13 protein-coding genes and 1 pseudogene are annotated in these 19,902 nt (G+C 74.2%); 8 read left to right on the top strand and 6 right to left on the bottom strand.

Going from position 1 to position 19,902, the window contains the following annotated elements:
* Positions 1-292: 292 nt before the first annotated feature.
* The 3 genes from P8A20_RS23555 to P8A20_RS23545 are packed head-to-tail and all read right to left on the bottom strand — an operon-like array spanning position 293 to position 3,413.
* On the bottom strand, positions 293-1,126 hold the full coding sequence (locus tag P8A20_RS23555; RefSeq protein ID WP_147963501.1) for a sugar phosphate isomerase/epimerase family protein: 834 nt from the start codon (positions 1,124-1,126) through the stop codon (positions 293-295).
* Positions 1,123-2,265 (bottom strand): dihydrodipicolinate synthase family protein, encoded by a 1,143-nt coding sequence (locus P8A20_RS23550; protein WP_147963502.1) that lies wholly within the window; start codon positions 2,263-2,265, stop codon positions 1,123-1,125. The genes P8A20_RS23555 and P8A20_RS23550 overlap by 4 nt, the downstream gene beginning before the upstream one ends.
* The gene (locus P8A20_RS23545) at positions 2,262-3,413 is read right to left on the bottom strand and encodes a Gfo/Idh/MocA family protein (RefSeq protein WP_306104201.1); all 1,152 of its coding nucleotides are present in this window, start codon (positions 3,411-3,413) and stop codon (positions 2,262-2,264) included. Before P8A20_RS23545 ends, P8A20_RS23550 begins: the two co-directional genes overlap by 4 nt.
* Before the next feature lie 111 nt (positions 3,414-3,524).
* Between P8A20_RS23545 and P8A20_RS23540 the strand changes: the two genes are divergently transcribed.
* The 5 genes from P8A20_RS23540 to P8A20_RS23520 all read left to right on the top strand — a co-directional run bounded on the left by P8A20_RS23540 (position 3,525) and on the right by P8A20_RS23520 (position 13,079).
* Positions 3,525-4,589 carry a LacI family DNA-binding transcriptional regulator gene (locus P8A20_RS23540; RefSeq protein WP_147963504.1) on the top strand — a complete coding sequence of 355 codons (1,065 nt, stop codon included), beginning with the start codon at positions 3,525-3,527 and terminating at the stop codon, positions 4,587-4,589.
* A gap of 138 nt (positions 4,590-4,727) precedes the next feature.
* Positions 4,728-7,796, top strand: a complete 3,069-nt coding sequence (locus P8A20_RS23535) for a type 2 lanthipeptide synthetase LanM family protein (RefSeq protein WP_306104200.1) — start codon at positions 4,728-4,730, stop codon at positions 7,794-7,796.
* A complete protein-coding gene (locus P8A20_RS23530; RefSeq protein WP_145801427.1) occupies positions 7,793-7,990 on the top strand; it encodes a hypothetical protein in 198 nt (65 codons plus the stop codon). The genes P8A20_RS23535 and P8A20_RS23530 overlap by 4 nt, the downstream gene beginning before the upstream one ends.
* Before the next feature lie 78 nt (positions 7,991-8,068).
* Positions 8,069-10,984 (top strand): helix-turn-helix transcriptional regulator, encoded by a 2,916-nt coding sequence (locus P8A20_RS23525; RefSeq protein WP_147963506.1) that lies wholly within the window; start codon positions 8,069-8,071, stop codon positions 10,982-10,984.
* A gap of 211 nt (positions 10,985-11,195) precedes the next feature.
* A complete protein-coding gene (locus tag P8A20_RS23520; RefSeq protein ID WP_147963507.1) occupies positions 11,196-13,079 on the top strand; it encodes an AfsR/SARP family transcriptional regulator in 1,884 nt (627 codons plus the stop codon).
* Here P8A20_RS23520 and lanKC read toward each other — a convergent pair.
* The 3 genes from lanKC to P8A20_RS23505 form a co-directional block, all read right to left on the bottom strand.
* Entirely contained in the window at positions 13,066-15,681 is a 2,616-nt protein-coding gene (lanKC, locus tag P8A20_RS23515; RefSeq protein ID WP_306104199.1) for a class III lanthionine synthetase LanKC, read from the bottom strand. The genes P8A20_RS23520 and lanKC overlap by 14 nt on opposite strands.
* 74 nt (positions 15,682-15,755) lie before the next feature.
* A complete protein-coding gene (locus P8A20_RS23510) occupies positions 15,756-17,081 on the bottom strand; it encodes an MFS transporter (protein WP_306104198.1) in 1,326 nt (441 codons plus the stop codon).
* 175 nt (positions 17,082-17,256) lie between these two features.
* On the bottom strand, positions 17,257-17,415 hold the full coding sequence (locus P8A20_RS23505) for a hypothetical protein (RefSeq protein ID WP_187282406.1): 159 nt from the start codon (positions 17,413-17,415) through the stop codon (positions 17,257-17,259).
* Positions 17,416-17,776: 361 nt separating this feature from the next.
* Between P8A20_RS23505 and P8A20_RS23500 the strand changes: the two are divergent.
* From P8A20_RS23500 to P8A20_RS23490, 3 genes and pseudogenes are all read left to right on the top strand, one after another.
* Positions 17,777-18,861: pseudogene (locus tag P8A20_RS23500) on the top strand (radical SAM protein).
* Positions 18,858-19,592 carry an iron-containing redox enzyme family protein gene (locus tag P8A20_RS23495; RefSeq protein WP_306104197.1) on the top strand — a complete coding sequence of 245 codons (735 nt, stop codon included), beginning with the start codon at positions 18,858-18,860 and terminating at the stop codon, positions 19,590-19,592. The pseudogene P8A20_RS23500 and the gene P8A20_RS23495 overlap by 4 nt, the downstream one beginning before the upstream one ends.
* Positions 19,589-19,834, top strand: coding sequence for an aroma-sacti cluster domain-containing protein (locus P8A20_RS23490; RefSeq protein ID WP_147964373.1), 246 nt, complete (start codon positions 19,589-19,591; stop codon positions 19,832-19,834). The genes P8A20_RS23495 and P8A20_RS23490 overlap by 4 nt, the downstream gene beginning before the upstream one ends.
* The last annotated feature ends 68 nt before the right edge of the window (positions 19,835-19,902 follow it).

Below are 19,902 nucleotides of genomic sequence, written 5' to 3'. Positions count from 1 at the left end.
GACCTCACTGTTGGCATGCGCGGGGTACCTGGGCCGTCCCCCGCGGGACCGGGCTGCGGGGGGCCGCGACCTGATCCGTCTACAGAAACCTTCCGGGCGCTCCACGGACGGCTCACGAAAGCGGAATGGGGCCCGGCCATGAGGCCGGACCCCCCTCGCTTTCCCCCTCCGTCGGGCTTCCCGATCCCCCCGGACCCCTCCCCAGAAGTCCCGACGCAGAGTACGACCGGGGAAGGTACACAAAGGTTGCACGCCTTGACGATCTCTTTACCTTTGTGTCGCGGACCCGCTCTCAGCAGGCATGTTCCAGGTACCGGGCGGCCACTTCACCGATCACTTCGGCGCCGTCACGCGCCCAGAGCCCCTCGTTGAAGATCTCGACCTCGATCGGCCCGTCGAATCCGGTGGCCTCGACCTGCCGCCGCATGGCACGGAAGTCCACGCAGCCGTCGCCCAGTTGCCCCCGGCCCACCAGAACGCCCGCCGGGAGCGGGGTGATCCAGTCGGCGAGCTGGAAGGAGTGGATCCGTCCGCCGGCGCCCGCCCGGGCGATCTGCGTGGCGACCTGGTCGTCCCACCAGATGTGGTAGGCGTCGACGACCACCCCGACCTGCTCGGCAGGGAACCGCTCCGCGAGGTCCAGTGCCTGGGAGAGTGTCGAGACCACGCACCGGTCCGAGGCGAACATCGGGTGCAGCGGCTCGATCGCGAGCCGGACACCCCGCTCGTAGGCGTACGGCGCCAGTTCGGCCAGGGCGTCGGCGATCCGCTCACGTGCCGCGTGCAGGTCCTTCTCCCCCGCGGGGAGCCCGCCCGAGACCAGGACCAGGGTGTCGGTGTTCACGCCCGCGGCCTCGTCGACCGCCGCGCGGTTGTCGTCGAGCGCGCGGGCGCGCTCGGCGGGGTCGGTCGCGGTGAGGAAGCCGCCGCGGCAGAGGCTGGTGACGGTGAGACCGGCGTCCTTCATCAGCTGTCCGGCGCGCTCGACGCCGTACTCCTGGACGGGGGCGCGCCACAGGCCGACCTGGCCGATACCCGCCTTGGCGCAGCCCTCGACGAGCTCGGGCAGGGACAGCTGCCGGACCGTCTCCTGGTTGACGGACAGGCGGGAGAGTTCGGTGCTCATCGGCTTCCTCCGTGGACGGTCAGCAGGGCGCGCATCCGGGACTCCGCAAGCTCGGGGTCCGGGAACAGGCCCAGCCGGTCGGCCAGTTCGTACGCCTTCGCCAGGTGCGGCAGCGAACGGGCCGACTGCAGGCCGCCGACCATCGTGAAGTGGTCCTGGTGGCCCGCCAGCCAGGCGAGGAACACCACGCCCGTCTTGTAGAAACGGGTCGGGGCCTCGAACAGGTGCCGCGACAGTTCGACCGTGGGGTCCAGCAGGTCGCGGAACCCCTGCACGTCCCCGGTGTCCAGGACCCTCACCGCGTGCGCGGCGAGCGGGCCCAGAGGGTCGAAGATGCCGAGCAGCGCGTGACTGAAGCCCCGGTCGTCACCCGCGATCAGCTCGGGGTAGTTGAAGTCGTCGCCGGTGTAGCAGCGCACCCCGCTCGGGAGACGGCGCCGTACGTCGATCTCCCGCTCGGCGTCCAGGAGCGAGATCTTGATGCCGTCGACCTTGTCCGGGTGTTCGGCGATGACCTTCAGGAAGGTGTCCGTGGCGGCGTCGAGGTCCGAACTGCCCCAGTAGCCCTCCAGCGCCGGGTCGAACATCGGGCCGAGCCAGTGCAGGACGACCGGTTCGGTGGCCTGGCGCAGGAGGTGGGCGTACGTCTCCAGGTAGTCCTCGGGGCCGTTCGCCGCGGCGGCCAGCGCGCGGGAGGCCATCAGGATGGCCTGCGCCCCGCTCTCCTCGACCAGGGCGAGCTGCTCCTCGTACGCGGCGCGCACCTCGGACAGGGAGGCGGGGCCGGTGAGCTGGTCGGTGCCCACACCGCAGGCGATCCGGCCCCCCACGGACCTCGCCTCGGCGGCGGAGCGGCGGATCAGCTCGGCCGCACCGGCCCAGTCCAGCCCCATGCCGCGCTGCGCGGTGTCCATGGCCTCGGCGACCCCCAGACCGTGCGACCAGAGATGGCGGCGGAAGGCGAGGGTGGCGTCCCAGTCGACGGCGACGGGGTCGTCGGGGCTGATGTCGGCGTACGGGTCGGCGACGACGTGGGCGGCGGAGAAGACCGTACGGGAGGCGAGCGGCGCCCCGTCCGGCGCCAGGTCGAGCGGCGTGGCCCGGGGTTCGTACGGTCCCTGCGGGAGGTGGATGGTCACAGGCTCAGCTCCGGTACGTCGAAGCGGCGGCCCTCGGCCGATGACTTGAGGCCGAGCTCGGCGAGCTGGACGCCCCGGGCGCCCGCCATGAGGTCCCAGGTGTAGGGCTCGTCGAGGACGATGTGGCGCAGGAAGAGCTCCCACTGGGCCTTGAAGCCGTTGTCGAACTCGGCGTTGTCGGGGACTTCCTGCCACTGGTCGCGGAACGGCTCGGTGACCGGGAGGTCGGGGTTCCAGACCGGCTTGGGGGTGGCCGAGCGGTGCTGGACACGGCAGTTGCGCAGGCCCGCGACGGCGGAGCCGTGGGTGCCGTCGACCTGGAACTCGACGAGCTCGTCTCGGTTGACGCGGACGGCCCAGGAGCTGTTGATCTGGGCGACGGCGCCGCCCGCCAGCTGGAAGGTTCCGTACGCGGCGTCGTCGGCGGTGGCGGCGTAGGGCTTGCCCTGCTCGTCCCAGCGCTGCGGGATGTGGGTCTGCACGTGTGCCGAGACGCTGGTGACCTGGCCGAACAGCTCGTGCAGGACGTACTCCCAGTGCGGGAACATGTCGACGACGATGCCGCCGCCGTCCTCCGCGCGGTAGTTCCAGGAGGGGCGCTGGGCGTCCTGCCAGTCGCCTTCGAAGACCCAGTAGCCGAACTCGCCGCGCACGGAGAGGATCTCGCCGAAGAAGCCGCCGTCGATGAGGCGCTTCAGCTTGAGCAGGCCCGGGAGGAAGATCTTGTCCTGGACGACGCCGTGCTTGATGCCGGCGTCGCGGGCGAGGCGAGCCAGTTCGAGCGCGCCCTCGACGTCGGTGGCGGTGGGCTTCTCGGTGTAGATGTGCTTGCCGGCGGCGATGGCCTTCCTGATCGCCTCGACGCGGGCCGAGGTGACCTGGGCGTCGAAGTAGATGTCGATCGACTCGTCGGCGAGCACCGCGTCCAGGTCGGTCGACCACTCGGTCAGGCCGTGCTGTGTGGCGAGTGCCTCCAACGCGTGGGCGCGGCGGCCGACGAGCACGGGTTCCGGCCAGAGCACCTGGCCGTCACCGAGGTCGAGGCCGCCCTGCTCGCGGATCGCGAGGATCGAGCGCACCAGGTGCTGCCGGTATCCCATGCGTCCCGTGACGCCGTTCATGGCGATGCGCACTGTCCTGCGTGTCACGAAAGTTCCCTCCATACAGCCGTAGCAAGCGCTTTCTATGCGGTATGACGCTAGCCTGCCGACAGCGGCCCGGACAAGGGGGTCCGCTTCACAACTCCTCGGAGGAGAGCCATGACAGTCACCCTGGCGGACGTCGCGGCCCGCGCCCGGGTGTCCCCGGCCACCGTGTCCCGTGTCCTGAACGGCAACTACCCGGTGGCCTCGTCCACCCGGGAGCGGGTCCTGCGCGCGGTGGACGATCTGGACTACGTGCTGAACGGCCCGGCCAGCTCGCTCGCCGCCGCCACCTCCGACCTGGTGGGGATCCTCGTCAACGACATCGCCGACCCGTTCTTCGGCATCATGGCCGGGGCCGCGCAGAGCGAGATCGGCGGACCGGGCGACGGATCGGGCCGCGGCGGCGGCGAGAAGCTCGCCGTCGTCTGCAACACCGGTGGCTCCCCCGAGCGCGAACTCACCTACCTGACCCTGTTGCAGCGCCAGCGCGCCGCGGCCGTCGTCCTCACCGGCGGGGCGCTGGAGGACCCGGCTCACCAGGCCGCGATGGCCGTGAAGCTGGCCAGGCTCGCGGACGCGGGCACCAGGATCGTCTTCTGCGGACGCCCCCCGCTGCCGGACACCGACGCGGTGACCGCAGCGCTGGCCTTCGACAACCGGGGCGGTGCCCGGAGGCTCACCGAGCATCTGATCGGCCTGGGGCACCGCCGGATCGGCTACGTCGCCGGGCCCCTGGAGCGCACCACGACCCGGCACCGGCTGGAGGGCCACCGCGAGGCCATGAAGGCGGCCGGGCTGTACGGCGACGAGGAGAACGTCACCGTGCACGGCCCCTACGACCGCAGTTCCGGCTACGACGCCACGCTCGAACTCCTGCGCCGCGAGCGCGAGGTGACGGCCGTCGTCGCCGCCAACGACACCGTGGCCCTGGGCGCCTGCGCGGCGGTCCGGGACCTCGGGCTCCGCATCCCCGAGGACGTCTCGGTGGCCGGCTTCGACGACCTGCCGTTCTCGGTGGACGCCGTACCGGCGCTGACGACCGTGCGGCTGCCGCTGTTCGAGGCGGGGGCACGGGCGGGCCGGCTGGCCATGGGCAAGGAGACACCGCCGCCCGGCGGCGTCGCGACCATCGCCGCCGAGCTCATGGAACGGGGATCGACGGCGGCACCCTCCCGCTGACCTGGCACTCCCGTACCGGCCGGGCCCCGTACCCCGAAAGATGGGGGCCACTCCCCCATGTGCGGGACCCGGGCGCCCTCCAGGATGGGCACGGGAGAACCGCTGGGGCCTCCCTGGACCGGGGAGGTGAACGCGGTGATGGAGAAGGAAGCGATCGGCGGTACGGCGTCATCGGACGGCGCGGGCAGCGAGGACCACGCCCCCGTACCGGACACCGCCGGCCTCTTCGGATTCCGGGAGCACGGCGAACCGTGGTGGGTTCCCGGCACGGTCGGGCCGCGTCCGGCGGCCGAGCCCGAGTGGGCCTGCTTCGCCCGGGAGGCCGTCGGCCGGGCGCCGCGCGCGGCGTGGATCGAGGACCGGGCCTACCCGGACCTGACCGGCTTCGTCCCGGTCGTCGCCCCGTTCGCCGCCCGGGCGGCCGACCGGCTGGTGTCCGCGCCGTCCGGGGACGGCGGCGCGCGGCCGGCACCGGCCGCCTGCTCCGCCGGTGTGCTGGACGGCTTCCGGCGCGACGTGGAACGTCGCCTGGCCGTGCTGGCCGCCCGGACCCTCGTGTCGGAGCTGCACGTCGCGCGGGTCGGCGGCAGGCTGACGGGACCGGGACCGCGTGAGCGCTTCCGGGACTTCCTGCGGCTGACCGCGAGCCGGGCGGGCCTCGCCTCGCTGGTCACCGCCTATCCGGTCCTCGCCAGGGTCCTCGCGCAGGCGGCCATGAACGCGGCGGACGCGTTCGCCGAGATGCTCGGCAGGCTCGCCGCGGACGGTGTGCCCCTCGCTTCCTCCACGGTCCTGGGGGACCTGGGCGCGGGACGGCTCACCGACTACGGGCCGCACACCCTGACCGAGGTCGAGGCGGGTACGGGGGACAGCCACCGCGGTGGCCGGTCGGTGATGCTGCTGCGGTTCTCCGACGGCGCCAGGCTGGTCTACAAGCCGCGGCCGCTCGCCGCGCACCGGCACTTCGACACCCTGGTGCAGTGGTTCAACTCCCTGGAGGGGACGCCCGGTCTGCGGGCGCCCCGGGTCCTGGACCGGGGCGCGTACGGCTGGGCCGAGTTCATCGAGGACTCCCCCTGCGGATCGGCGGCCGGGACCGCGCTCTTCTACCGGCGCCTGGGTGCGCTGCTGGCCCTGCTGCACGTCCTGGACGGCACGGACCTGCACCACGAGAACCTCATCGCGTGCGGGGCGCATCCCGTCCTGGTCGATGTGGAGACGCTGTTCCACCCGCCTCTGACACAGGTCCCGCCCGCCGATCCGGCCGCCCGTGCCCTGTACAGCTCGGTGCACCGTGTCGGGCTGCTCCCGCAGTTGCTGGTCGGGGACACCACCGCGCTGGACATGTCCGCCGTCGGCGGCGGCCGGGCGGCCTCCTCCCCGCTGGAGACGGCTTCCTGGGCGGCGGCGGGCACCGACACCATGCATCTGGTGCGCACCACCGGGCGGTTCGGCGCGTCGGCCAACCGCCCCACCCTGGACGGGGCTCCGGCCGATCCGTTCCGGTTCACCGACGCCCTGTGCGACGGTTTCCGCGCCGCGTACACCGCTGTCAGCGACTCGCGCGCCGAACTTCTGGGCCAGAAGGGCCTGTTGCGGCTCTTCGCGGACGACGAGACCCGCTTCGTGCCCAGGCCGACCTGGACGTACGCCACGCTGCTGCACGAGTCCACCCACCCGGATCTGATGCGCGACGCCGCCGAGCGCCAGCAGGTGTTCGCGCTCCTGCGCACCGGCGCCCTGGGCACCCCCGCGCTGGCCGGTCTGGAGGACGAGGAGATCGCGGAACTGTGGCAGGGCGACGTCCCGGTGTTCACCACGCGTCCGGACTTCACCGAGGTGTGGAGCGGCTCCGGGCGCAGGATGCGAGGGCCCGCCGGGCCCACCGGGCTGGCGCGGGTGGAGGCGAAGATCCGGGCCCTGGACACCGTGGACCGGCTGGACCAGGAACGGATCATCCGAACGGCCATGGTGAGCACCTCCACGGAGCCCCCGCACGGCGCCGCCGGGTCCGCGCGGCCCAGGACCGAGGCCACCGCGCCGGAACCGGAGCGGCTGCTGTCCGCCGCCCGTTCGGTGGGTGACCAGCTCGTCTCGCTCGCGTACCACAGCGGCAGCCGGACCAACTGGATCGGCCTGGAGCTGCTCGGCGAGCGCTACTGGCGCCTCACGCCGCTGGCGGCCGACCTCGCGGGCGGCTACACGGGGCCCGCGCTGTTCCTCGCGCAGCTGGCGTCGCTGACCGGCGCCGCCCGGTACGCGGACGCGGCGCGGGCCGCGCTGGCACCCCTGCCGGGCCTGCTGGACGCGCTGCACCTGCGCGGGGACGACCTCGGGATGCTCGGTTCCGGCGCCTTCTCCGGCCTCGGGGGCATCGCGTACGCACTGACCGAGGTCGGGACGCTGCTGGACGACAGCCGGGTCCTGGACTGGTCCGGGCCCGCCACGCGGCTCGCCTGCGCGGCGAGTTCGGCCGAGGAGGGGCTCGGGGTGCGCGGCGGTGCGGCCGGGGGGCTGGTGTCGCTGCTCGCCGTGCACCGCGCCACCGGCCGGACCGAGGCCTGGCGCGGTGCCGAGCGGTGCGCCGAACGTCTCGTGGCGACGGCCCCGCCCACGTCCGGGGGCTTCGCGGACGGGGCGGCGGGCATCGGCTGGGCACTGCTGCGGTTCGCCGGGGCGGGGGGCGGCCCACGCCACCGGAACGCCGGGCTGGAGGCCCTGCGGGGTGCAGTACGGGGTGCCGGGAGCGGCCGGGCCTGGTGCGAGGGGACGTCCGGGATCGCGCTCGCGGTCGCCGACAGCCCCGAGGCCCTGGCCGATCCGGTGCTGCGCGACTGGCTCGCGGAGCAGGCCGGTGACGTGGCCCGGGCCGCGCCCCAGACGGACGACAGCCTGTGCCACGGGGAACTGGGCGTACTGGAACTGCTCGGTCATGCCTCCCTGCCCCGGCTGCGCCCCCACTGGCTGCGCCGGACCGGCACGCTGCTGGCCGCCGCCGACCGGGCGCAGTCGCACTGCGGGACGCCCGGACACGTACCTCACCCCGGGCTGCTCACCGGCCTGTCGGGCATCGGACACGGGCTGCTGCGGGCGGGATTCCCCGACCGCATCGGGCCGGCACTGCTCATGCGCCACTCCACGGGGGCCGACCGGACCCACGTACCCATGACGTTCTCGATCAACGACCAGAAGAAGAGGCAGAGATGACGCAGATCAGCGAGTCGGCCGGATACGTGGACGTCACCGCGGCGCACGAGGGCGCCTTCGAGCACCCTGCGGGCCGGATATCACTGGGGAACAACGGGGGCCTGGGGCTGAGAAGCAGACTCCTCAGCGCCTCGGACGGGGACGTCGTCAACGGCCCCGACCTGCCATGGACGACGTTCACGGTACCGATGTAACCGATTCCCGCCACCGTGCACTTCATGACGGGAATGTGCCTACTGCCGCACTCTGTACGGCTCCAGTAGCCTGCGGCCATGCGTGCGAATTCGCCGGTCGTCGTCGGACGTGACGAGGAGATCGGTCTGCTGAGCAGCGCCCTGGACGCCGCGCGACGGCGTTCGGGGCGCGCGCTGTTCCTCGTCGGCGAGGCGGGGATCGGCAAGTCCCGGCTGGTGGGCGAATGTGCCTACCGGGCCTACGGGCTGGGCATGCCGGTGCTGCGCGGGCGGGCGGGCTCCACCGGCCTGGTCGTGCCGTTCCGGCCCCTGGTGGAGGCCCTGTCGTCCCACTTCCGTGCGGCGGGCACCCCGAAGGACCCGGAACTCGCCCCGTACCACCCGGCGTTGGCCAGGCTGGTCCCGGAGTGGCGGAGCGGGGCGCCGGCCGGATACACGGAGACCGTGGTCGAGCTGGCGGAGGCCCTGCTGCGGCTGTTGTCGGTCCTCGGCCGGGACACCGGCTGCGTGGTGCTGCTGGAGGACCTGCACGACTGCGACACGGAGACCGTCGCGGTCGTGGAGTACGTCATCGACAACCTGGCGGACCTGCCGGTCCTGCTGCTGGGCACCCTGCGCCCGGAGCAGGGGACCGCCCTGGACCTCGTACGCTCCGCCGAGCAGCGTCACACCGCGACGGTGGTGGAGTTACGCGGGCTCGGCGACGCGCACGTACGGACCCTGACCGGGGCCTGTCTGGAGACGCCGCCCGAGCTGATACCCGAAGCGGTGCAGAGCCGTCTGGTCGAACGCGCGGCGGGCAACCCCTATCTGGTCGAGGTGCTGCTCGACGACCTCCTCGACACCGGCAGGCTGCGGCGCACGGAGACCGGATGGGAGGCGGCGGACCAACCGGACGGAAGCCTCCCGTCGCGCATCCTGCGGAGCTGGGCCCACCGGCTGGACCGGATGGACGAGCCGGTGCGGGACCTGCTGCTGACGGCTGCGACCCTGGGCGGCCAGTTCTCCGTGGCCGTGCTCCAGACCGTCACCGGGCTGGAGGACCGGGCCCTGTTCACCCACCTGCGGTCCGCGGTCGAGACCGGTGTGATCGCCCCCGACGGCGCGGCCCCCGACCGCTACACCTTCCGCCACGCCCTCACCGCCGAGGCGCTGGTCTCCTCGCTCGCGCCGGCCGAGCGCGCCGCACTGGCCCGCCGTGCCGCCGCGGCGGTCGAGCGGTCGGGGGAGCCGCTCGACGAGGACCGGCGGCAGCTCGTGGCCACGCTGGAGCTCGCGGCGGGCAACCGCGCGCGGGCCGCGCTCCAGTTCGCCGAGGCGGGCCGGCGGATGCTCGCTTCGGGTTCGCACGGTTCGGCCGTGGTGCTGCTGGAACGTTCCCTCTCCCTGGCGGCGGACGCCGATCTCGCGGCCGTCACCGAATCCCTGGCAGTGGCCCGGGCCGAGGGCGGCGATCTCGACGGGGCCCTGGCGCTGGCCGACGGCCTGCCGCCGCTCCCCGCCCGCTCTGAGGCGGCCGCCCGGCGCGGGGACGCCCACATCAAGATCGCCTGGGTGGCGGTCATGGCGGAGCGCTCCGAGGACACGGCACGTCAGATCGCTGCCGCGCGAGCACTGTTCGGCCCCACACCGTCCCCCGCCCGCCGCGCCTCGCTCGCCGTCGTGGACGGTCATCTCTCCCTGCTCCCCGGGGAGGACCGGCGGGAGCCGGAGGCAGCGGAACGGGCCGCGCTCGATGCCGCCGGGACCGCCGAGGCGGAGGGACTTCCGGTCGTGGCCTGCCAGGCCTGGCAGTTGCTCGCGCTGCTCCACCGGGAGCGGGGCTTCGACGCCGCCGACGCGTGTCTGGAGCGGATGCTCACCCTGTCCACCGAGCACTCCCTGCCGCTCTGGCGGGTGGAGGCTCTGGTGCGCCTGGGGGTGAACGGCTTCATGCGGACCGGTGACGCGGCCCGCCTGCACTCGGCACGGGCGGCCGCGGCGGAGCTGGGTTCCCTGCTGCTGGCGCAGACGGTCGACGGGCTGCTCGCGATGAACGCGGTGATGTGCGCCCGGTGGGACGAGGCGGAGGAGATCACCGGGCGTTCGGTGGAGGCGAGCGCCAGGATCGGCAACCACGGCGCGCACCGCTATCTGCTGCTGGCCGGGGCGGCGGCCGCGGCGCACCGGGGCCGCCGGCGGGAGACGGACCGGGCCCTCGTCGCGTTCCGCAGGGCGGGTGGGGAGCAGTCCGCGCTCGTGCCCCTGCGGCTGGGGTTCTGCGGGGCGATCGGGGCGTTGCTGGAGGAGGACCGCCCCGCTGCCGCGGCGGCACTGGACGCCGCCCTTGCCTGGGAGCGCGACCACCCCAGCTACTACTACCTGAGCGGCCGTTACGGACTGCGCCCGCTGCTGCGGGTGCTGTCGGGCGACGCGGCGCGCGGGGAGTACGAGGAGGTGGCCGGGGCACCCGGCGCCGCCCTGGCCTGGAACCGGCAGTTCCTCGAACTGACGGAGGCGGTGCTGCTGGGCAGGGAGGGCGACACCGCGGGTGCCGCGCGGCGGATGACGTCCTTCCACGCCCGGTCCGTGGCCTTCCCTGTGGCCCGTCATCTCGGTCTGCGGCTGGTCGCGGACGCGGCGCTCGCCGACGGGTGGGGCGAGCCGGTCGTGTGGCTGCGCACCGCCGAGGAGTTCTTCCACTCGGCCGGGGTGCAGCCGGCGGCCGCGGCGTGCCGGGCGGCGCTGCGGCAGGCGGGGGTGAGCGTGACCCAGCACCGTGACGGACGGGACCGGATCCCTCCGCCGCTGCGGACCAACGGGGTGACCCCGCGCGAGTACGAGGTGTTCGTGCTGCTGGCGGAACGGCCGGGCAACCAGCAGATCGCCCGGCGGCTTTCCATCTCACCCCGCACGGTGGAGAAACACCTGGCCAGCCTGCTGAGCAAGACGGGCCGGGCGAACCGTACGGCCCTGTGCGAGTTCGCCGCCGAGTGCGTGGTCGACGTGCCCTGAGCAGGCGTTCCCCCATCCGGCCGGCCTACCCGCCCGCACCAGGCCCTCGGGATGGGGGAACAGGCCCTCAACATGGGGGCATCGGACGGCGGGGGTCGGGTGCGTCGCCCGGAAGATGCGGGGCGGTCACCGATGTGCCCCGTTCCGCGTCGCGGCAGCATCGGCACGGTACGGCAGCTCGTCGCCCCTCCCCCGGCCAGGAGGCCCGCTGATGCCCCTTCCCCCCGTCCGCCCCGGCTCCCCCGCCACGGTGTACTTCTCGCTGCTCGGGCCGCTCTCGGCGGTGATCGACGGCAGGCCGCTGCCGCTCGGACCACGCAAGCAGAGGCTGGTCCTGGCCACCCTGCTGTCACGGCCCAACACCCCCGTGCCGGTGGACGTGCTCACCGACGTGGTGTGGCCGGAGGGCCCGCCGCGCACCGCGCGCAAGAACCTCCAGGTCTATGTCAGTGCCGCCCGCGCGCTGTTCGGGGCCGTGGACGGCGACGACCGGGGCCGGGTGGTGCACGACTGCGGCGGCTACCGGCTGCGGGTGGAGGAGGGAGAGCTGGACACCCTGCGCTTCCGGACGCTGGCCCGGGCGGGCCGGGCCGCGGGTGAGCGGGGCGACCTGCGCACCGCCGCCCGGCTGCTGCGGGAGGCACTGGACCTGTGGGGGGAGCGTCCGCCGCTGCACGACCTCCGGGACTCCGCCGGGGTCGCGGAGGAGGCCGAACGCCTGGAGGCCCGCTGCCTCACGGTCTACGAGGACTGGGCCGAGGCCGAGATCGAGACGGGCCGGGCGGGCGTCGCGGTGGACGGCCTGCGGGACCTCGTCGAACGCCACCCCTTCCGGGAGCGGCTGCGGGCCGCGTGGATGAACTCCCTGCACCAGACCGGGCGTCAGGCGGAGGCACTGGCGGTGTACGACGACTACCGGCAGCTGCTCGCCCGGGAGCTGGGTCTGGAACCCAGTCCGGCGATGGCGGGCCTGTACCGGGCGATGCTCGGCGAGGGCCGGTCCTCGCGGGCCTCCGCTCCCCGGAGCGCGGCGGGCGGTGTGTCGCTGCCCGCGGACAGCAGGCACTTCACGGGCCGCGAGGACGAACTGACGCGGCTGCTCGACGTGTCGGGGAGCCCGGAGGGTGCCGTGCTGGTCGTCTCCGGCCCGGCCGGTGTGGGGAAGTCGGCACTGGCCGTCCGGGCGGCCCACATGCTCGCCGACAGCTTCCCCGACGGTCGGGTCCACGTACGGGCGCGCAGGGAGGACGGCGTGCCCCGCTCCCGGAACGACATGCTGGACGAGCTGGGGCGGTTGTGCGGGGTGGGCGGCCCCGGCCGGCCGGATGCCGCGCGGGCCGAGGAAGCCTGGCAGGACTGGCTGGCGCGGCACCGGGCGCTGATCGTGCTGGACGACGTGGCGGACGAGGCGTCGGTTCGCGGACTGCTGCCCCGGGCCGGGCGGAGTTCGGTGCTGCTCACCGCCCGCGGTCAGCTCGCCGGTCTCGAAGCGGTGCACCGGACGGCGCTCGCCGCCCTCGGGGAGGACGAGGCACTTGAGCTGCTGGGGACGCTGATCGGCGGGGACCGGCTGCGGACGGACCGGGCCTCCGCGGTGCGCATCGTGCGGGCGTGCGGGGCACTGCCGTTGGCGGTTGCGGTGAGCGGGATGCGGCTGGCGGTGCTGCGGCACCTTCCGCTGGCGGAGTACGCGGACCGGCTCGACGACCCGGCGGCGGCCCTGGACGAGCTGGTGGCCGGGGACGTGTCCGTACGCTCACGGCTCGCCGCGGGCTGGCGGGACCTGGGGGCCCGTGACCGGGGGGCCCTGGCCCGTGTCGCGGGGCTCGCGTGGGACGGCGGCTTCACGCTGGAGCGGGCGATGGCGGCGCTGGACAGCGACGAGCGGGGCACGATCCGGGCGGTCGAGTCACTCATCGACACCGGCGCGGTGACCTCCCCCTCGGGCGAGGTCACCGCACATGCCGCGCTGTACGAGGTGCCCCGGCTCCTCTGTCTGTACGTACGTGAGGAGGCGGGCCCCGAGGGGGCCGGCGCACGCCGGCCGGCGCTCTCCCCCGGGGGCGGTGCTTCCCGTCTCCTCAGCCGAGGGTGAGCAGGTCCAGCAGGCCGGGGAGGTTCTCCCCGGCCTGCTGGTCTCCGGGGTCGCGTCCCCCGGCGCCCCCGTCGCGGCCCCCGGACAGGAAGTGCAGGGCGAGCAGCAGACCCGCCGCTCCCGTGCCGAGGTCGGCGGAGAAGCGCCGCAGCGTCGCACCCGGGACGAGCAGCCGGTCCTCGTCGGCGACGAGGTGCCAGGCGAGGTTGCGCACGGAGGCCAGGACTCCCTGGCCGGTCCGGGTCACGGGGTCGAGCTGGCCGGCGGCGGCCGCGAGGCCGGCGCGCCCGGTGAACAGCCCCGGCTCGCGGACGAACTCCATGGCGCAGCCCTGGGCCACGCCCGGGATGAGAGCGCTCAGCTCCTCGTCCTCGTACCGGGCGGTGTACGCCTGGGAGACCAGCGCGACCCCTGAACTGCCCTGTCCGAGGTAGAGCAGATGGCGTCGGCCGTCCTTCACCTGGAGCGAGCCGTCGTCCATGGTGACGAGGTGAGCGGCCTCGCGTCCCAGGGCGGTGCGGGCCGCCCGGCGCAGCCATTCCTCGCCGGTCAGCGTGTGCAGTTCGAGGAGGAGCAGGGCGGCTCCGCTCAGCCCGCGCAGCAGTCCGGCCGACTCCGGCAGCCGCATGCCGTCCACCTGTTCGCCCCGTACCAGCCGGTCCAGGTCCCGGGCGGTGCGCAGGGCGTCGTCGACCAGCCGGGGGTCGGGGGCCGCACCGTCCACGCGGGCCATGCGAAGGGCCGCGAGCGCGGTTCCGGCCCGCCCGGTGAACAGATCCGCCGAGGCCGTCGCCGGTGCGAGGGACGTCGCACGCTCCCACACCTCGCGTCCCTGCTCGGCGCGGCCCAGGAGGGAGAGCACCAACGCGGCGCCGGGCAGCCCGTCGTAGAGTCCGCCTGCCCCTGCGGGGTCCCTGCGCAGCGCAGCCGCCGCGAGCCAGTCGGTCCACTCCGCGGGGACGGGGGCACCGGTCCGGTGCAGGGCGTACAGGACGCCCGCCGCACCGTTCACGAGGTCGGTGCCGCCGGTGGCGAAGAGGTCGGGCCCGCCCGGGAAGAGGCGGTCCGCCCGCCCGGGTGTGGCTCCGGCGTGGATCCCGGCCAGCAGCCGGGTGCGGAGCCCGGCCCAGTCCACCTCCGGCCCCTCGAACAGGGCGGCCACCTCGTCCTCGCGCCGTCGCGAGGCGTCCAGGCCGTGGAGGAGTCCCGGCCTGCGGGGGCCCGCTCCGGCCGGGAGCGAGTACCGCCGTCGGGCCCAGCGCTCCAGGGTGAGGGCCTTCGCCCGCTCCAGTCCGGCCATCTCCATGACCGGCATCAGCATGCTGAGCCAGGTCGCCCAGAGCGCGTAGGCGTCGGCCTCCGTCCCGGGGGTGCCCTGCGGTGCCTGGAGGCCCTGGGCGCCGGCCAGCGGGGTGTCCTTGTCGTCGAGCGCGGTGGCGTACTCGAAGTCGACGAGGGCGATCCGCCCGTCGGGCCGGACGATGATGTTGGAGGGGTGCAGATCGCCGAAGCGCAGGCCGCGCGCGTGGATCGCCTCCAGCGCCCGGGCGAGTTCACCGGTCACCGACTCGGTCCAGGCGACGTAGGGGGCGAGTTCGTCCGCCGAGTCGGCCCCGCGTACGAGGGCGAAGCGGGCGACGATCTCCTCCAGCAGGGTGTTCCCCTCGATGTGCTCCTCGATCAGGAAGTGGTGCTCCCACACGGTCCGCACCCCGTACACCCGGGGTACGCAGTCGAGTCCGGCCAGCGCCGTCAGCGCCCGGTGCTCGCGGTGCAGGCGGGTGACGGCGTCGTCGCCCGCGGCGTCGAGTCCGCAGTGCGGACGTGCCTCGCGCAGCACCACGCGCCGCCCCGTCCCCGTGTCCTCGGCGAGGTAGATCCCGCCGGCGTTGGAGAACTGCAGGGCCTCGGTGACCTTGTACGGGAAGGTGTCGTCGCGGGCGGCGGCGCGTGCAGCGAGGTGCGGGCGCAGCGCCTCGGGGACCTCGACCCAGGAGGGCGTCCGGAACACCACACCGCGCTCGTCGGGGACGAGCTTCCCGGACGGGTCCCGCAGGGCGAGGACCCGGCGGCCCCCGGCGTCGTCGCACCAGCGGGGGACGAAGGCGCCGTAGCGCGTGTAGACCGGTGCGTCGCCGATCCGGAGGTCGCTGAGGACGTAGGGGCCGCTGCGTCCCGCCAGCGTCCGGGACAGCTCGTCGGCCAGCGCGAGGAACACGGGCTCGTCGGGCGGGTAGGCCGCGATGAACTTACCGGCGCCGCTGCGGTTCATGTGCTTGCCCGCCACCAGCAGCAACGCCTTCTCGCTGCGCAGGAATTTGAAGGGCACACCGTGGCGGACGCAGATCCGGGCGGTGTCGCGCAGGGTGGCCTCGGCCTCGCCGGGGACGGTGGACACATGGATCTTCCAGCCCTGCTCGGCCGGTTTCACCCCCTCGGGCACCAGCGAGGTCCACAGCCCCACGGCCTCACGGCGCCAGCCCTCCGGAGGCGGATCGGTGTCGAGCCGGTACCGCGACTCCTCGTCGGGCAGCCGGGCCGGAGTGTCGTAGTACGTACGGTCGGCGAGGCAGTACAGCTGGGTGTCCTGGATGCCTGGCACGCTCGGCTCTCTCTTCTCGAAGCCCGCGGGAAGCGCGGACGGTGGCGGTGGGGGGCGGGCCCCGGGTTCGCGGATCAGTCCCCGGTGCCGGAGGGGTTCGCGCCCGCAGGCGCGCGGGCCGGTCCCGCCCCGGGCTCGGTGCCGGTCCCGGGCTCGGTGCCGGTGTCCTGCCGGCCGGTGGGCTCCCCCGCCGGGGGCGGGGCCGGCTTCGTCCTCGCCGAGCGGGCGAAGGTGACCACGAGGGCGGAGACGGCCAGCACGCAGCCGGTCAGGGCGAAGGCCCAGCGGGCGCCGAAGGCGGTCAGCAGGGCGCCTCCGGTCAGCGGCCCGAACGGCTGGACCATGGAGGACAGGAAGCCCGCCGCGCTCTGGACCCTGCCCACCTTCTCCTCCGGGGTCACGACCAGGAGCTTCGAGAGGAATCCGATGCTGGCGATCGTCGACAGGCACATGGTGAGCGCGCACATGATCCCGGCCACCAGCGGTTGGCTGATCCAGGCCATGACCCCGGCGGCCGCCACACAGGTCCAGCAGGTGGCGACGATCAGGACCCGGGAGTGCCGGGCGGGGCTGATCCGCGGCGCGAGCAGCGCCCCGGACAGCGCCCCGGCGGAGACGCAGGTGAGGACGAAGCCGCCGCCGACCCCCGACGTGCCCCCGTCGGAGAACGCGGTCAGGGCGGTGAAGGTGAGCGCCCCGAAGGCGAAGTTCATGCCCAGCCCGAACACGAGGAGGACCGTACGGAGGTAGGGCAGGCCCCACAGGAAGGTCAGGCCCGCGAGGAGTTCGCGCCGGCTGAACACGGCGCCCGCCTTCGCCCTGGCCCGGGAGCGGGTGCGCACGAGGGCCACGCAGACGGTCGACAGGAACAGGCCCAGGGCCTCGGCCGCGAACGGCAGGGCCGGGTGGATGCCGAACAGCGCTCCCCCGACGAGTGGTCCGACGAGCCGGGCGGTCTGGGTGCGTGCCTGGAGCCGCGCGGTGGCGGTGCCCATCTGGTCGGCCGGGACGACCGCGCGCATGAGGCCGAAGACAGCCGGCCCGTAGACGCTGCCGATCACCGCGCCCGCCGCGGCGCAGAGCAGGACAAGTGGCATGGGGACGTGTCCGGACCAGACGGCCACGGTGAGGGCGGTGACGACGATCAGGCTGCCGACGTCGCAGACCCGCATCAGCCGGCGGCGTTCGACACGGTCGGCCATCACCCCGCCGGGCAGCATCGTGATCAGCACGGTTCCCACGGACACCGTCCCGATGGCTCCGGCCTGCACCGCCGATCCGGTCTCCTTGAGCACCAGCAGCGGAAGGGCGAGGGCACTCATCTGCCCGCCCAGGACCGCGAAGAGGCCGCTCAGCCAGAGCAGCCGGAAATCCCTGTTGCCGCGCAGCGGCGTGGTCATCGTGAACTCCCGGGGGGACGGTCTGGGTCGTGACGAGGGGTGCGGGCCCGTCCGGGCCGCGGAAGCGACGGCGGGGCGGCTCCGTCAGACGGAACCGCCCCACATCACCAGCCGGCCGGGCGCCACGGCGGGAGCTCCTGCAGCCGCCCCCCGCGGCGCCGCCCGGTGCGTCCGGCTAGTCCGCCAGGACGACGCTGATCACGCTGACGCAGCTGCCGCCCGGCGCCTCGATCTCCTTGTTGGCCGTCTCCTGGAGGTCCAGTACGGAGTGCGCCTCGACCTCGGGGGTCTCGTCGGTGTTGTCGTCGGCGGCGGGCTTGGTGTTCTCGGCCATGGTGGTCTCCGTCCACTTGTGACTGCACTGGTTCCGGGGGCCCTGAGGTGCCGGGTTTCCGGTGCGGCGGGCCGTTGCCTGCCGTTGCCGAGAAAGTTAGGACGGCCCGCCTGGCGATCGCTTCGGCGGCGGTATGGCTCCGGTATCGGCCCAGTTCAGGGCCGCTCCGTGCACCGCACCCGGCTTCCGGGGCGGGCCCGGGACCCTGCCTGAGCTGCGCCCATACCGCTCCTGAAGCATCGGTGGACCGTCGTCGAACCGCCGCCCCGCAGCCTGGGTGCACTTCCGCGCACGCCGGTGGGTCCACGGGAAACGGTCCCTCCGCGCGCACGCTCCGGCCCCGACAAGGAGGCGGCCCCGCATGGAACTCGGCGAACTCGTCGGCCGGCGGCCCTTCCCCGCCGCCGGTCTGCTGCTCGGCCTCACCCGGCGTTGCCCGCTGAGCTGTGCCCACTGCTCGACCGGCTCGTCCCTGTCCACGCGGGAGGAACCGGACGCCGGCCGTCTGGTGCGCTTCGTCGGCTCGTTCACCCGGGAGAACCGTCCCGACGTGGTGATGCTGACCGGTGGCGAACCGCTGCTGCTGCCCGCGCTCGTCGAGGAACTGAGCGCACGGGCCCGCGCCGCGGGATCGCGTACGGCGCTGCTCAGCGGCATGTTCTTCGCCCGCTCCCGGGAGATCCCGCCGCCGGTCCTGCGCGCGATCAGGGGCGTGGACCACTTCTCCGCCAGTCTCGACGCCCACCACGAGCGGGAGATCCCCCGGGCCGACGTGTTCCGCGCGGTGCACCGGATCCGGGAGACGGGTGTGGCGGTGAGCTTCCACCTCACCGGCGAGGGGGCGGACGACCCCTACCTCGCGGACATCACCCGTGCCGTCGACTCGGAGTTCGGCGGCCAGGTCCCCTCACTGGTCAACGAGGTGCGGGCGTTCGGGCGGGCCGCCTCCTGGGCCGCCCCCGCCCGCACCGGCCCGGATGCCGGCACGGTGTCCCCGTGCGCCATGGCCGCCTGGCCGGTGGTCGCCTTCGACGGCGCGGTGCTCGCCTGCTGCAACCAGGACACCGTGGACCTGCGGCCGGCCCCGCCCACCTGTACCTCGGGCACGTCGACACCGACGACTGGGCGACCGTACGCGGCCGGGCCCTGGAGTCACCGGTGCTGCGCATGATCCGCACGGTCGGTCCCGCCCATCTGGCCGCGCGCGCCGGGGTCTCCCCCGGCGGCGCCCCGTACTGCCACGGCTGCCGGGCCCTGGGGTCGGACGACAGGGTCGCCGACGAGGCCCGTTCGGTGGCGGCGGGGGCCGTCGGGGCGCTGCTGGACCTGACCGCGGCACGCCGCGGGGCGGCCGAGGGCCCGGTGGGCGTCGTACGGCACCACGGCTGTGCCGCGTACGCGCCCCTGGTCCTGGCCCGCGTTCCCGCTGGGGACGGCTCCCGGTGAGCGCCCCCGGGCCGAGTTCCTCGGCGCGGCTGCGGGTCACGCTGCGGCTGCTGGACGCGGAACTGCTGGGTGCGATGGAGCACATGTGGCGTCCCGAGGACCTGCTGCCGCGCTACCGGCGCTACCTGTGCACCATGCACGCCGTGGTGCGGGCCTCCGTACCCCTGATGGAACGCGCCCTGGAGCGCGCCCTGTCGCTGGACGTCCGCGGCGACCCGCTGGCCGGGCCGCTGGCCGCGTACCTGCGCGAGCACATCCAGGAGGAGGAGGGGCACGACGCCTGGCTGCTGGAGGACATCCTCGCGGCGGGCTCGCTGCCGGGGGACGCGCTCGGCCCGATGCCCTCGCCGGTCGTCGCCGCGCTCGCGGGCTCCCAGTACTACTGGGTCGAGCACCACCACCCGGTGGCCCTGCTCGGCTACATCGCGGTGCTGGAGGGTTACGCGCCCGCCGGGGACCTGACGTCCCGTATCGCGGCGACGACCGGCCTGCCGGACACGGCCCTGCGGACGGTGCGGGAGCACGCGGCGCTGGACACGGGACACGTGGACGAGCTGTACGCGCTGCTGGACCGGATGCCGCTGACCCGCGATCAGGAGTCCGACGTGACGGTCAGCGCCATGCACTCCCTCGACGCGCTCACCCGGCTGTTCGTCCGGCTCGGGCGTTCCGCGGCGGCACCGCTGCCGCGGGGGGCCGGACCCTCCACACCGACGGGAGTCACCCCATGACCCGACCATCCGAAGGCAACGGCACCCCCCGGGCGCCCGGAGACGTCGAACGGCCCACGCTGCCGGACGCGTTGTACGAGGCCGGCCTGCCGGTGGACATGCTCACCGACGAACAGCGCCTCGTGCTCAGCGAGCTCACGGAGGAGGAGCTCGCCGTGCTGCTCGACATCAAGAGCCGGCTGGACGCGGTGGAACCCGAGGTCCAGGCACACGGCGAGATCGCCGGCGGCGCCCTGTTCTGAGCGGTCCCCGTGCGGGGGCGGGGCCGGTGCGCCGGCCCCGCCCTCCCGGCAGCAGCGCGGCCCCACCA

The sequence above is a fragment of the Streptomyces sp. Alt3 genome, from assembly GCF_030719215.1.
GTDB lineage: Bacteria > Actinomycetota > Actinomycetes > Streptomycetales > Streptomycetaceae > Streptomyces > Streptomyces glycanivorans.
The sequence above is the reverse complement of the archived record's forward strand: the minus strand, read 5'-3'. Positions and strand labels throughout refer to the sequence as shown.

What these genes read in the sequence shown, in the direction of transcription:
- P8A20_RS23555 (WP_147963501.1), bottom strand. Translation starts at nt 1,126, where the DNA reads ATGAGCACCGAACTCTCCCGCCTGTCCGTCAACCAGGAGACGGTCCGG.
- P8A20_RS23540 (WP_147963504.1), top strand. Translation starts at nt 3,525, where the DNA reads ATGACAGTCACCCTGGCGGACGTCGCGGCCCGCGCCCGGGTGTCCCCG.
- P8A20_RS23535 (WP_306104200.1), top strand. Translation starts at nt 4,728, where the DNA reads ATGGAGAAGGAAGCGATCGGCGGTACGGCGTCATCGGACGGCGCGGGC.
- P8A20_RS23530 (WP_145801427.1), top strand. Translation starts at nt 7,793, where the DNA reads ATGACGCAGATCAGCGAGTCGGCCGGATACGTGGACGTCACCGCGGCG.
- P8A20_RS23525 (WP_147963506.1), top strand. Translation starts at nt 8,069, where the DNA reads ATGCGTGCGAATTCGCCGGTCGTCGTCGGACGTGACGAGGAGATCGGT.
- P8A20_RS23520 (WP_147963507.1), top strand. Translation starts at nt 11,196, where the DNA reads ATGCCCCTTCCCCCCGTCCGCCCCGGCTCCCCCGCCACGGTGTACTTC.
- P8A20_RS23510 (WP_306104198.1), bottom strand. Translation starts at nt 17,081, where the DNA reads ATGACCACGCCGCTGCGCGGCAACAGGGATTTCCGGCTGCTCTGGCTG.
- P8A20_RS23505 (WP_187282406.1), bottom strand. Translation starts at nt 17,415, where the DNA reads ATGGCCGAGAACACCAAGCCCGCCGCCGACGACAACACCGACGAGACC.
- P8A20_RS23490 (WP_147964373.1), top strand. Translation starts at nt 19,589, where the DNA reads ATGACCCGACCATCCGAAGGCAACGGCACCCCCCGGGCGCCCGGAGAC.